This window comes from Parabacteroides sp. AD58, from assembly GCF_023744375.2.
Lineage (GTDB): Bacteria > Bacteroidota > Bacteroidia > Bacteroidales > Tannerellaceae > Parabacteroides > Parabacteroides absconsus.
Genome location: NZ_CP146284.1, coordinates 246,014 through 259,336 on the forward strand (window position 1 = coordinate 246,014; position 13,323 = coordinate 259,336).

The 13,323-nt window shown below is 44.3% G+C and carries 10 protein-coding genes; 5 read left to right on the plus strand and 5 right to left on the minus strand.

All coding sequences use genetic code 11. From position 1 onward, the window contains the following. The first annotated feature begins 115 nt into the window (after positions 1 to 115). Entirely contained in the window at positions 116 to 2,950 is a 2,835-nt protein-coding gene (locus tag NEE14_RS00980; protein WP_251968088.1) for a bifunctional fucokinase/fucose-1-phosphate guanylyltransferase, read from the plus strand. 118 nt (positions 2,951 to 3,068) lie between these two features. Here the strand turns inward: NEE14_RS00980 and groL are convergent, their stop codons facing one another. From groL to NEE14_RS01000, 4 genes are all read right to left on the minus strand, one after another. Then, entirely contained in the window at positions 3,069 to 4,706 is a 1,638-nt protein-coding gene (groL, locus tag NEE14_RS00985) for a chaperonin GroEL (RefSeq protein WP_251968089.1), read from the minus strand. A gap of 42 nt (positions 4,707 to 4,748) precedes the next feature. Further along, complete coding sequence (locus NEE14_RS00990) at positions 4,749 to 5,018, minus strand: co-chaperone GroES (protein WP_251968090.1); 270 nt, start codon at positions 5,016 to 5,018, stop codon at positions 4,749 to 4,751. A 193-nt stretch (positions 5,019 to 5,211) separates the two neighbouring features. Next, positions 5,212 to 5,736 carry a nitroreductase family protein gene (locus NEE14_RS00995; protein ID WP_251968091.1) on the minus strand — a complete coding sequence of 175 codons (525 nt, stop codon included), beginning with the start codon at positions 5,734 to 5,736 and terminating at the stop codon, positions 5,212 to 5,214. Between the two features lie 187 nt (positions 5,737 to 5,923). Then, a complete protein-coding gene (locus NEE14_RS01000; protein ID WP_251968092.1) occupies positions 5,924 to 6,574 on the minus strand; it encodes a DUF1349 domain-containing protein in 651 nt (216 codons plus the stop codon). A gap of 158 nt (positions 6,575 to 6,732) precedes the next feature. Here NEE14_RS01000 and NEE14_RS01005 point away from each other — a divergent pair, with 158 nt between their 5' ends. Further along, the gene (locus NEE14_RS01005; RefSeq protein WP_251968093.1) at positions 6,733 to 7,497 is read left to right on the plus strand and encodes a response regulator transcription factor; all 765 of its coding nucleotides are present in this window, start codon (positions 6,733 to 6,735) and stop codon (positions 7,495 to 7,497) included. A gap of 625 nt (positions 7,498 to 8,122) precedes the next feature. Here the strand turns inward: NEE14_RS01005 and NEE14_RS01010 are convergent. After that, entirely contained in the window at positions 8,123 to 8,842 is a 720-nt protein-coding gene (locus NEE14_RS01010) for a tRNA1(Val) (adenine(37)-N6)-methyltransferase (RefSeq protein ID WP_251968094.1), read from the minus strand. Between the two features lie 102 nt (positions 8,843 to 8,944). Between NEE14_RS01010 and lon the strand changes: the two genes are divergently transcribed. The 3 genes from lon to NEE14_RS01025 all read left to right on the plus strand — a co-directional run bounded on the left by lon (position 8,945) and on the right by NEE14_RS01025 (position 13,308). Further along, positions 8,945 to 11,404, plus strand: a complete 2,460-nt coding sequence (gene lon, locus NEE14_RS01015) for an endopeptidase La (protein WP_422394664.1) — start codon at positions 8,945 to 8,947, stop codon at positions 11,402 to 11,404. Positions 11,405 to 11,577: 173 nt separating this feature from the next. Beyond that, complete coding sequence (locus NEE14_RS01020) at positions 11,578 to 11,991, plus strand: DUF6769 family protein (protein WP_251968095.1); 414 nt, start codon at positions 11,578 to 11,580, stop codon at positions 11,989 to 11,991. 111 nt (positions 11,992 to 12,102) lie between these two features. Further along, positions 12,103 to 13,308 (plus strand): efflux RND transporter periplasmic adaptor subunit, encoded by a 1,206-nt coding sequence (locus NEE14_RS01025; RefSeq protein WP_251968096.1) that lies wholly within the window; start codon positions 12,103 to 12,105, stop codon positions 13,306 to 13,308. Positions 13,309 to 13,323 lie beyond the last annotated feature (15 nt).

Below are 13,323 nucleotides of genomic sequence, written 5' to 3' on the forward strand. Positions count from 1 at the left end.
TAGCAATTTATAAATAAAACAATTGATAGCTATTTTTTCGGAAATGTATTTTCGTGAATAATTTGTACTTTTATCGCCTCATAGAATGGTATAAAATCAAGTTAAACAGAATTACATGAAGACATTGCTTTCATTGCCACCTAATTTGGTGGGTTGTTTTCATCAGATAGAAAAGGTTTCGGAAGGAGACTGGTATTGTACGTCTGATCCCGTCGGTGTCCGGTTGGGTTCGGGTGGCGGAACTACCTGGCTATTGGAATCATGTTGGCAGAAAGAAAATAAAGACATTGACTTTTCTTCTTGGCTGGCTGCCGAAAAAAGAATCCTGCTCCATGCCGGCGGACAAAGCCGGCGTTTGCCTTCGTATGCGCCTTCGGGAAAGATTCTGACGCCTGTTCCGGTGTTCCGTTGGGCTCGCGGACAACGGCTGTCGCAGAATCTGCTGTCGTTACAGCTCCCGTTGTATCGGGAAATTATGCAGAAGGCACCAGATTCTTTGCATACCTTAGTGGCCAGCGGAGACGTTTATATCCGCAACAGTGAGCCTTTGCAGGAAATACCTGACGTGGATGTTGTATGTTATGGCTTATGGGTTGACCCTTCACTGGCAACCAATCATGGCGTTTTCGTTTCAGATCGGAATTATCCGGACGAACTGGATTTTATGTGGCAAAAGCCTTCTTTGGAACAGTTGGCTTCTTTGTCGGGTTCACATTTGTTCCTGATGGATATTGGTATTTGGCTGTTGAGTGACAAAGCTGTCCGGTTGTTGGCAGAGCATTCGAAGAAAGCCGACGGAAGCTGGAACTTCTACGATATGTATGGCGAATTCGGTTTGGCATTGGGGCGGAATCCGCAGGTAAAGGATGAAGCTTTGAACCAGCTGAAGGTGGCTATTCTGCCGTTGCCTGGAGGTGAGTTTTATCATTATGGGACGAGTAGGGAATTGATTTCTTCTACGTTGGCCGTACAGAACCTGGTGCGCGACCAGCGGGCCATTATGCATCGGAAAGTCAAACCGCATCCGGCAATGTTTGTACAGAATGCCATACTGGATAAGCCTTTAACGGCTGATAATTCGGAAGTATGGATTGAGAATAGCCATGTGTCAGGAAAATGGCAACTGGCCAACAGGCATATTATAACCGGTGTGCCACGAAATGATTGGAGTCTGACTTTGCCTGCTGGTGTTTGTGTCGATGTTGTTCCTTTGCGGGAAGCGGTTTTTGTGGCCCGTCCGTATGGTTTCTATGATGCCTTTAAGGGAAAACGGGATGATGTTTCAACACAGTGGATGGGAAAACCGGTGCAGGCGTGGATGCAGGAACGTCAGGTTGCATTGCCCGATTTCTCGGATTTGCAGGAAGCTCCTATATTCCCGGTTTGTACATCTGTTGAGGAGTTAGGGCTTGTCTTACGCTGGATGATATCCGAACCAGAGTTGACCGTCGGTAAAGAAGTCTGGGAGAAAGCCGAGAAGTTGTCGGCAAATCAACTGTCTGATCAGGCTAATCTTTTGCGGTTGGTAGAACAACGGGAATCTTATTGTCGGGAAAACTGGCCAATGTTGGCAAAGAACCATGCGAAAAGTGTCTTCTATCAGTTGGATTTGGCCGATGCAGCTGAAGCCTTTGCGCGTTGGCAGTTGCCTTTGCCCGATATATTGCCTGCTGATGAACCGATCATGAAGCGCATTCATAATTATATGTTCCGTTCGAAAGCTCATCAATTGGCCGGACAACCTTGGGAAGCCGAGCAGCAGGCTGCTTTTGCCTTACTACGGGATGGCTTGTTGCAAACGCTTGATTCGGATTTACAGCGTCCGCACCGGCAAGTTTATCCCGATCAGATCGTATGGGGAAGAAGTCCAGTGCGGATTGACTTGGCTGGCGGATGGACGGATACGCCTCCGTATTGTCTTTTCTCGGGAGGAAATGTAGTAAATGTGGCGATCGAGCTGAATGGGCAGCCGCCTTTGCAGGTATATATCAAGCCATCAAAAGAGTATCGGATTACGTTGCGCTCAATTGATTTGGGAGCCATGGAAGAAATACATACTTGGGAAGAATTATCCGACTTCAATAAAGTGGGTTCGCCTTTTTCTATTCCGAAAGCCGCCTTGGCCTTGGCCGGATTTTTACCCCGCTTTTCAGCAGATAAGTTTACTTCATTGGAAGAACAGCTGAAGGACTTCGGCAGTGGCTTGGAGATTACGTTGTTGGCCGCTATTCCGGCAGGTTCAGGTCTGGGGACAAGTTCAATTCTGGCAGCAACCGTTTTAGGTTCGTTGTCCGACTTCTGTGGCTTGGGCTGGGATAAGAATGAAATTGGTAGCCGTACATTGATCTTGGAACAACTGCTCACTACCGGCGGCGGCTGGCAGGATCAATATGGAGGCGTATTACATGGCTTGAAGTTATTACAGACCAACGATGGCTTTTATCAGCATCCGCAAGTCCGTTGGTTGCCTGAATATCTTTTCACGGACCCATGTTATCGATCTTGTCATATATTGTATTATACGGGAATAACCCGGACAGCAAAGCATATATTGGCAGAGATTGTTCAGGGAATGTTTCTCAACAGTGCCACGCATCTGCATATTTTAGGCGAGATGAAACGTCATGCCTTGGATATGTTCGAGGCAATTCAGTTAGGAAACTTCGAGCAGTACGGCCGTCTGGTAGGAAAGAGTTGGGAACAGAACAAGGCGCTTGATTCCGGAACAAATCCTCCGGCAGTAGAAGCCATTATCAATTGTATCAAAGACGAGGCTTTAGGCTATAAGTTACCGGGAGCCGGCGGTGGCGGATATTTATATATCGTAGCGAAAGATCCGGAAGCTGCCCGTCGGATTCGGCAGACTCTGATGACGAATCCTGCGAACGTAAACGCTCGTCTGGTAGAAATGAATCTTTCAGATAAAGGCTTGCAGGTAAGCCGGTCTTGACAGATACAAGAAATCCGTGCCAGATCTTCATCAGTTCTGGTACGGATATAAAAAATCCCGGCTGCTTTCTTTGGGGATAAGCAACCGGGATTAGTTTATTATCTTATATGGGACGAGATTACATCATACCTCCCATGCCGCCCATACCCGGATTCATTGCCGGAGCAGCCGGAGTTTCTTCTTTCTTGTCTGCGATAACACATTCAGTAGTCAAGAACATACCGGCAATTGAAGCGGCATTTTCCAAAGCTACACGAGTTACTTTAGCCGGGTCGATTACACCAGCAGCGCACAAGTTTTCGAAGCAATCCTTACGAGCATTGTAACCGAAGTCGCCTTTACCTTCCTTTACACGCTGAACGATAACGGCACCTTCTTTACCTGCGTTAGCAACGATCTGACGCAACGGCTCTTCGATGGCACGTTTAACGATTTCGATACCTGTTGTTTCGTCTTCGTTATCGCCCTTCAAACCATCCAAAGCAGAGATGGCACGGATGTAAGCAACACCACCACCAGGAACGGTTCCTTCTTCGATAGCTGCACGAGTTGCATGCAAAGCATCATCAACACGGTCTTTCTTTTCCTTCATTTCAACTTCAGAAGGAGCACCAACGTACAGAACAGCTACGCCACCTGCCATCTTAGCCAAACGTTCCTGAAGTTTTTCTTTATCGTAATCAGATGTAGTATTTTCCATCTGCATCTTGATCTGAGCGATACGATCCTGGATAGCTTTCTTGTCGCCGGCACCGTTTACGATAGTTGTGTTGTCTTTATTAACAACGATCTTTTCAGCAGTACCCAGCATATCCATAGTAGCGCCTTCCAGCTTCATGCCTTTTTCTTCAGAGATAACGATACCGCCCGTCAATACAGCAATATCTTCCAGCATAGCCTTACGACGATCGCCGAAGCCCGGAGCCTTAACAGCACAGATCTTCAATGAACCACGCAGACGGTTTACAACCAAAGTAGCCAAAGCTTCGCTATCGATGTCTTCTGCGATGATCAACAACGGACGGCCGCTCTGAACTGTCGGTTCAAGGATAGGCAGCAAGTCTTTCAATACTGAAATCTTCTTGTCGTAGATCAATACGTACGGATTCTCCATCTGGCATTCCATCTTTTCAGTATCTGTTACGAAATACGGAGAGATGTAACCACGGTCGAACTGCATACCTTCTACAACATCAACGGTTGTTTCAGTACCTTTAGCTTCTTCCACTGTGATAACGCCTTCTTTCTTTACCTTTTGCATAGCTTCTGCAATCAGTTTACCGATAGCTTCATCACCATTAGCAGAGATCTTGGCAACGTGTTCAACCTTTTCGAATTTATCGCCAACTTCTTCAGCCTGTTCAGCGATGCTTTCTACAACTTTAGCAACGGCTTTGTCGATACCACGTTTCAAATCCATTGGGTTTGCACCAGCAGTAACGTTCTTCAAACCAACACCGATAATAGCCTGAGCCAATACAGTTGCAGTAGTTGTACCATCACCAGCGTTATCGTTTGTCTTAGATGCTACTTCACGAACCAACTGAGCACCCATGTTTTCAAACTGATTGCTCAATTCGATTTCTTTTGCTACCGTAACACCATCTTTTGTGATGTGAGGAGCACCGAATTTCTTTTCGATAATTACGTTACGACCTTTCGGGCCCAGAGTTACTTTAACGGCATTTGCCAATTCGTCCACACCTTTCTTCAAAAGGTCGCGGGCATCCATATCGTATTTAATTTCTTTAGCCATGATTTTATTCGTTTTTAAGATTGTTTGTTTGTAGGTTTTTGTTTAGATGATTGCCAAAATATCTGATTGACGCATGATCAAGTACTTTTCGCCTTCGAATTCGATTTCCGTACCTGCATATTTGCCATATAATACGGTATCGCCTTCTTTAACCACCATTTCTTCATCTTTGGTTCCGTGACCTACAGCTTTAACTTCACCTTTCAACGGTTTTTCTTTTGCTGAATCCGGAATAATGATTCCGCCAACAGTCTTTTCTTCTGCGGCAGCCGGCTTAATAAGCACGCGGTCTGCTAATGGTTTAATGTTCATATCTGTATAAGTTTTAATTTATAATTTTATAATCGATATTTGTCGGAGTCTTTTTACAACTCTCGCTAACATCTCTACCAATAGTGTGCCAAACTGTTTTCAGTTATTTCCAACCTGTCATTATTACCGAATCTGACAAATGCGGAAACAGACACAGGACAACCTGTCAGTCTGCTTCCGCATTTCATGGCTTTTACCGGATTATCCGGGCATATCCTTCTTTCCGTGGCTTTGGTTCAGCCGGTGTTGTTGCCGGATAGCCTAACGCGATGGCTCCAATTCCGCCTAATCCTTCGGGAAGTCCCATTTCTTTCATGAGTTGTTTGCCTTCTTCAGTAGCGAACATCTCGATTTCCCGGTTAATCCAGCAGCTGGCAAGTCCTATAGCATGAGCCGCAAGCATCATATTTTCGAGTACGCAGGTCCCGTCCTGAATGGCAAACGGGCAGTCTGTCGGGGCGAAAACCAGCACATAAGTCGGGGCATCGTAGTAAGGATTTCCGCTTTTACCACGGACAGCCGCATTCATGGCGGCTAACTTTTCTTTCATCTTATCTTGTTGAACGGCTACAATATAAGGTGACTGCTGGCCCATTCCGGTAGGAGCAAATGTTCCGGCCCGCAATACGGCGTTCAGTTCTTCATCAGTAATCTGCTTTGATTGGTATTTACGGCAGCTACGGCGCGTTTCGATCAGTTTTAAAAATTCGTTTTCCATCTTTTGTAGTTATTTAAGTTATGAATGAATAGAATTCTTCTGCAAATGTAGAACGGAGAATTCAATTTGGCAAAATATCGAAATTTATGACAGGATGGTATAGCGAGCGGATTAAAAAAACTAAAGCTGGCCAAGAATGTTCCCATTTCTTGCCAGCTTTAATCCTGTTACATTCGTATATGTTGTTTTATTCGGCGTTTTTCTTCAGCCATTCCAGTCTGCGGCAATCCGGAAGGTGTTTAACCTTGAACTGCTCGAAAGTCGCATTGAATCCTTTTCCGTCTGGAGAAGCAGCCATTAAGCCGACCATGACCGGAATGTTATCTTGCAGCCAGGCTGTACGCATCATCGTATATTCTTTATCATCCAGTGAATAGAAGACTTCGACAGCATCCAGGCGTCTGACAGCTTTAATCCATACATAAGGAACAGGTTTGTCGAGGGTGATTACGCTCCAGTCTGAAGTCTTATGTGTAACAACAGTACTTAAATTGAACTTTCCGTCGACAAATTCAATGCCGGTTTTGATATAATTTTCGTGGTCAATGCGGAGCATTAATCCGGCCTGGTCAAAACGCTGCTTGTAATCACCGCTCACCTTTACTTTAACTTCGAATTCACCTCCATAAGTCGTATAATAAAAAGGAGCATCATCTACGGTGAAACCATAGTGCGCTATGCGCCAATAATCACTTTGAGGTGTTACAAACATGGTCAGGGAATTATCTTTGATTTCCCATTGTTCCGGTTCGTTGAACCACTGCATTTTGTTTAGAGACTGTGCCATGCCCAGTTGTGCTGACACGAGAGCGATCAAGGTAAAAAATAACTTTTTCATTTAGTTTTCGTATAATTAAATATGAATGAATTCATCAATGAGATATTTCCCGATTTTTCAGTATTCAGTGATTATGCATAATTGCATTTTAGAATTACCTTTGCAAAGGTACAGGCCAGGATTATCTTGTACAATGATTATAAATAACCATTTTCGCCATGGATATTATAAAGAAGCTGACCAGCGAGTTTTCCCGACAAGAGTTTGCTCAGTCGAAGAAAGCTATTTACGCCGAGGAACTTGATAGATATAAAAGAATAGCCAGAGGGTATGCCGAGATTGAAAACGCAATCGTCGTATTGAGTGATATGCATGCAAGCACAAGTTATATGTATTATGGTAGTTTTTCCGACATATTGGGCCTGAAGCATTCGGATACTGAGGAAGATCAGATAGGATCGATCTGGGAAGAAAAGATTCTGCAGCTGATTAACCCGGACGATTTGTATAATAAATACTTGCAAGAACTGCGTTTCTTCCATTTTATGAAGCATCAGCCGAAGGGTCGGCGCCGTCATTATTTTTTGATGAATATATTGCGGATGAAAGATGCGACAGGGAATTATCATGCCGTTTGCCATCGCTTATTTTATATTCCCGAACCATACGGAAACAGCTTGTGGCTGGCTTTGTGTCTGTATAGTCCGTTGGTCATTGATGTCTCTAACAATAGTATGGTGGTGAATTCGGTGACGGGCGAAATGCAGGAACTGGAAACCAAAAATGATTCAAACATATTATCCGACAGGGAAAAACAAGTACTCCGGCTGATTGATAAGGGATTGATGAGCAAGCATATTGCCGAGAGATTGTCGATCAGTATAAATACGGTCAGCCGTCACCGGCAAGAGATTCTGTCGAAGCTTCAGGTGAAAAATTCCATTGAAGCTTGCCGGGTTGCCAAAGACTTGGGCCTTATTTAAGTGTGGTCATATCTGGGAATGGATCTGTTTGTCCCTGATTGACATTTTGACATATTGTCAATTCAGGTATCCTGAAATTCGGCTGTACGGACTTCAGTCAGAGTTTGTTGGGTTTTATGCGATTCTCGTGAAGTTGAGGTTTTACAGAAAGAAAGTAAAAGGAGCATAGCTTGAAAAAAATGATCCTCCGGTTCTTGCAAAGAAAGGAGGAAAAATAAATCCCGTTGGAGACCGGATAAATTTCCTGGCATTTTGTCAAATCAAAAACATCAGTTTTTGGATGAAAAAAGAGGAGAAAAACAGGTGCATTCGAGGTGAAAAAGCAAGAAAAACGGGAATTGGAGGCAAAATAAACGGGAATTCTTCCCGATTCTCGCCAGATTTGAGTGAAAAACCGGCGTGTTTTGATAAAAAGCCGGCATGTTTTTAGGAAAATATAGGCATGAATTGTGTCAAACATAGGCATAAAATCCCTTTTTTTATAGGGAAAAAAGATTGAAAAACCGGCTTTTTCCCTTTGTTTTTAGTTTGAAAGAAATATTCCCCTGTTAGCTAAAATGCCCTTGATTTTGCCGGGAGTTAGGTTCCGATTATTTTAACTGTCAAAATGCTAAAAAGGCTTTTGTTATAAATGCAGGTAAAAGTCTTTAACTAAACTGGTGAAGTCTTCTGTATAAACATGCCGCTCTTTCTCGATTGTCAGAGTATCGGTTTCTACCGAGGTTGGCTGTTGGTTGGTTATTTCAGCCAATAATCGTTTGGGTTGTGAAGCCGGAGTCGGCAGGACGGCCGTCTCTTTCCGCAAATAAAGAGCTTCCTTATATATAATAGGTATAAGTCGTTCCCGCTGGTCGAACGGGAGAATGAGGCACAACCTTCCGCCGGGGAACAGCAGTTGTTTGCTGCCGCTGATCAGTTCATCCAGCGACAACGTATCTGTATGTCGGGCCTGGTTCCGCTGTTTGTCGGGACATTTCAGGGAATTGATAAAATAAGGCGGATTGGAAACAATACAGTCATATTGGCGGATTCCGGCAAACTCCGTGACAAAATCGGCAAAAGGGCGGTGAATAACCTGCAGTCGCTGTCCGAAAGGAGAGCGGTCGGCATTCTCGCGGGCCTGCATACAGGCAGCCGGGTCAATATCCAAGGCGTCTATTATTGCCTGGCAACGCTGGGCGAGCATCAGGCTGATCAGGCCTGTCCCACAGCCAACGTCGAGGATAGACCGTGTGTTTTCAACAGAAGTCCAGGCACCTAATAATACACCATCGGTGCCTACTTTCATGGCACATTTGTCGTGCCAGACAGTAAACTGCTTGAATTGGAAATAAGGATTCGCCATCTTTTTTCTGATTATGAACTGCAAAATTAGAGAGATTCTACTATTTTTTGTACCTTTGGCACGTTTATTGTATAAAATTTATACAACTGCTTAATTAGAAATATGAAGAGTAAAAAGAAAATATTCTCCGACCCCTCGTTTATGACAGACGAGCCGATGGACATTGTTATACCAATTCTGACAGACTGTGATAACGATGATGATTTCTCGGAAGGAATTGATAAGCAGATAACGGAAGTACCTATTCTTCCGTTACGCAATATGGTTCTTTTCCCGGGAGTTGCCTTACCTGTTATGATAGGCCGAACTAAATCCATGAATCTGATCAAAGACAAAGCAAATTCAAAAGCGATGATTGGCGTAGTTTGCCAGCGTGATATGGAAGTGGATGAGCCAAAACAGGAAGATTTATATACCGTTGGGGTTATTGCCGATGTACTTCGAGTATTGGATATGTCGGATGGCATGACAACGGTCCTTTTACAGGGAAGAAAGCGTTTTGAATTGCAGGAATTGACACAGGATGAACCTTACCTGAAAGGGCGGATTTCCTTTATTGATGAACAAGTTCCTGAAAATCCAGATAGAGAGTTCAAGGCTGTGATGTCGAACATCAAGGACTTGATGATCAAGATTATGATGGCTACCAACGAACTGGCTAAACGGGAGTTGGCTCATGCTATCAAAAATAATAACAATGCGTTGTATCTGGTTAGTTATGCAAGTGCCAATCAGCTGAATGATGTGGCTGATAAGCAGATGTTGCTGGCAACTAACAATTTGAAGGATAGAGCTTATAAGCTGCTTACTTTATTGAACAAGGAGTTTCAGATGATAGAGTTGAAGGCTTCTATCCAGATGAAGACGCAGGAAGATATTGATAAACAGCAGAAGGAGTACTTTCTGCAGCAACAGATCAAGACTATCCAGGAAGAATTGGGTGGAAATACCGGCGACCGGGATATTCAGGACTTGAAAGAGAAAGCCATGACTAAAAAATGGCCGATGGCTGTTGCTGAGATCTTTGATAAAGAGCTTCACAAGTTGCAACGCCTGCATCCGCAGTCTCCGGATTACTCTGTGCAGATGCAGTATGTGCAGACAATTGTGGGATTGCCTTGGGAAACGTATTCGACAGATAATTTTAATCTGAATCATGCACGCCGTATTTTGGACCGTGATCATTACGGACTGGAAAAAGTAAAGGAACGTATCATCGAACATCTGGCTGTATTGAAGCTGAAGAAAGATATGAAGTCGCCGATTATTTGTCTTTATGGTCCTCCGGGAGTAGGAAAGACATCGTTGGGACATTCTATTGCGGAAGCTTTAGGCCGGAAATATGTGCGTGTATCGTTGGGCGGTTTGCACGATGAAGCTGAAATCAGAGGTCATCGCCGTACCTATATCGGAGCGATGTGCGGACGGATTCTGAAGAATTTACAGAAGGCCGGTACTTCTAATCCGGTATTTATCTTGGATGAGATCGATAAAGTGACAAATGATTTCAAGGGAGATCCGGCAGCTGCGTTGCTGGAAGTGCTGGATCCGGAGCAGAACAGTACGTTCCATGATAATTATCTGGATATTGATTATGACCTGAGTCATGTGATGTTTATCGCTACGGCCAATAACCTGAATACAATCTCTCAGCCGTTGCTGGACCGTATGGAGCTGATAGAAGTAAGCGGATATATCCAGGAAGAAAAGGTAGAGATCGCTGCCAAGCATCTGGTTCCGAAAGAAGCGGAGATTCACGGACTGAATAAGAAAGATGTAAAGTTGCCGAAGAAAACCATTCAGGCGATCATCGAATCTTATACCCGTGAGAGCGGCGTGCGCGAACTGGATAAGAAGATTGCCAAGCTGATGCGTAAGCTGGCCTTTAAAAAGGCTTCTGATGAAGCATTGCCTTCTCAGATTAAGCCGGAAGATCTGCATGATTATTTGGGCCCGGTTGAGTATACGCGCGACAAGTATCAGGGAAATGCCTATGCTGGCGTCGTAACCGGTCTGGCCTGGACTGCCGTAGGTGGTGAGATTCTGTTTGTCGAAACCAGTCTGAGCAAAGGAAAAGGCGGAAAGCTGACCCTGACCGGTAACTTGGGTGATGTCATGAAAGAATCGGCCATGCTGGCTTTGGAATATATTCATGCGCATGCAGCTTTATTCGGTATTGCCGAAGATATGTTTGAAAACTGGAATGTTCATATCCATGTACCGGAAGGAGCCATACCGAAAGATGGTCCGAGTGCAGGTATTACGATGGTGACTTCATTGGTTTCTGCCTTTACACAACGCAAGGTGAAGAGTAACCTGGCTATGACCGGCGAAATAACCTTACGTGGAAAAGTGCTTCCGGTAGGTGGTATTCGGGAAAAGATTCTGGCTGCCAAACGGGCCGGCATCAATGAGATTATCTTGTGTAAAGAGAATCAGAAAGACATAGATGAAATCAAACCCGAATATCTGAAAGGGCTTACATTCCATTATGTAACCGATATCCAGGAAGTCATCAAGCTGGCTTTACTGGATGAGAAAGTGGAGAATCCATTATTCTGAAATAGATTTATATATTGATGGACAGAAGTTGCAGCAGGGAACTTATTGGGAAAGAGTTCTGATCTGGCTGTGACTTCTGTTTTGTTTTTTGACATGTTTTGTTTTCAATTGTTGTTAAATTGACTGATTTTCCTTTTCTTTGCAAATAATTCTAGAAGAACAGGCGAAAACGGATGAAACTCAAGGAACGGATATCTTATTTTATGGTACTGATGGCAAGCTTTCTGGTTTTGCTCTCGGTCGTTGTTCCTCATCATCATCATGCTGACGGTTCTCCTTGTTATGAATGGCTGTGGAAGGGTGTTTCTTCCGATTCTCATACGCATTCTCAGGAAAGTGATCATGACCATGCCACAGACTGTACCCATAATCAGGCATTAAAACCGGCCATCGAGAAACATGTCGTATCTGACGACATACATCTTTGGCTTGTTCCTTTATATTCCTTTTTTAATCTGCTGCGTCAGAATGATTCTGACTGGCTTTGCGCCTTATTTGAGCAAGGGCAGACTGTGTATCAGGAAACCTTGCATACCTCGTGGATTCCACGGGCCACTGGATTACGGGCGCCTCCTTCTCTGATTTGATTTTCTATTGTAAAGGAAAGCAAAGACTTTTGCTTTCAGGCAGATTATTCATCTGAATGCAGGTGAATGCTGTAACTATGAATTTATGCTATTAATCAAATCAGAAATCAAATGAAGAAAATATATTGGATATTTCTGGCAACAGCCTATCTGCTGGCAGGTTGTCAGGCAAAAAGTGTACACGAAGATCACGACCATGAGCAGCATCATGAAGAAGAAGCCGGGCATGATCATGAGCATGAAGAACATGACCACGAGCACGAACATGCTGAAGCGGGAGAAAACCATGTAGCAGGTGAAATTGTCTTTAAGAAGGCGAATGCGGAAGCTATCGGTTTGCAGACGGAAGAAATACAGCCGGCGGCCTTTTCGGAAGTATTGAAAACAAGCGGACAGATTCAGGCTGCTCAAGGTTCTGAATCGGTTGTTGTGGCAACGGTTCCGGGTGTGGTTACTTTAGGAACGACTCGTTTTGTAGATGGAACGGCTGTACAGAAAGGACAGACTATTCTGTCGCTGGCTTCACAGTCATTGTCTGAGGGTGATGTCGCCTTGCGTTTGAAGAATGCGTATGAAACGGCGCAGAAAGAATATGAACGCATGAAAGGACTGGTGGCTGATAAGATCGTTTCAGAAAAAGACTTTGAACAAGCCCGCCTGGCCTATGAAAATGCGAAGGTGGCCTATGATGCTGTTAGCGGAAAACATTCATCAAAGGGTGTGGCTGTTACGGCAACGATGAGCGGTTTCCTGAAGAATATTCTGGTAAAAGAGGGCGATTATGTAGCCGTAGGTCAGCCTTTGGCTACGATCTCACAGAATAACCGGCTGGTATTGCGGGCCGATGTCTCGGAAAAATATTATGCGCATTTACCTTTGATGCGGTCGGCTTATTTCAAAACGCCGTATGACGATCAGGTCTATAAATTGGATGAGCTGAACGGACGTTTCCTTTCATACGGAAAGTCGTCGGCCAATAATTCTTTCTATATACCCGTCTTGTTTGAGTTCGACAACAAAGGATCCGTAATACCTGGCTCATTCGTGGAAGTCTATCTGTTGGGTCGTCCGATGGAAGGCGTCTTGAGTCTGCCGCATAGCGCTTTTGTAGAAGAACAAGGACTGTTCTTTGTCTACATCCGGCTGGATGAGGATTGCTACAAGAAGCAGGAAGTTTCTTTAGGAGCTGACAACGGCGAACGTGTCCAGATACTTTCCGGACTGAAGGCCGGTGATCAGGTCGTAACGAAAGGTGCTTATCAGATCAAGTTAGCTTCGGCTTCGAATGCTATTCCGGCTCATACACATAATCATTAAACGAAATCGATACGG

Bases quoted from the DNA above. Each gene is read 5' to 3' on its own strand.
- NEE14_RS01000 (WP_251968092.1), bottom strand. From the start codon at position 6,574: ATGAAAAAGTTATTTTTTACCTTGATCGCTCTCGTGTCAGCACAACTG.
- NEE14_RS01005 (WP_251968093.1), top strand. From the start codon at position 6,733: ATGGATATTATAAAGAAGCTGACCAGCGAGTTTTCCCGACAAGAGTTT.
- lon (WP_422394664.1), top strand. From the start codon at position 8,945: ATGAAGAGTAAAAAGAAAATATTCTCCGACCCCTCGTTTATGACAGAC.
- groL (WP_251968089.1), bottom strand. From the start codon at position 4,706: ATGGCTAAAGAAATTAAATACGATATGGATGCCCGCGACCTTTTGAAG.
- NEE14_RS01010 (WP_251968094.1), bottom strand. From the start codon at position 8,842: ATGGCGAATCCTTATTTCCAATTCAAGCAGTTTACTGTCTGGCACGAC.
- NEE14_RS01020 (WP_251968095.1), top strand. From the start codon at position 11,578: ATGAAACTCAAGGAACGGATATCTTATTTTATGGTACTGATGGCAAGC.
- NEE14_RS00980 (WP_251968088.1), top strand. From the start codon at position 116: ATGAAGACATTGCTTTCATTGCCACCTAATTTGGTGGGTTGTTTTCAT.
- NEE14_RS00995 (WP_251968091.1), bottom strand. From the start codon at position 5,736: ATGGAAAACGAATTTTTAAAACTGATCGAAACGCGCCGTAGCTGCCGT.
- NEE14_RS01025 (WP_251968096.1), top strand. From the start codon at position 12,103: ATGAAGAAAATATATTGGATATTTCTGGCAACAGCCTATCTGCTGGCA.
- NEE14_RS00990 (WP_251968090.1), bottom strand. From the start codon at position 5,018: ATGAACATTAAACCATTAGCAGACCGCGTGCTTATTAAGCCGGCTGCC.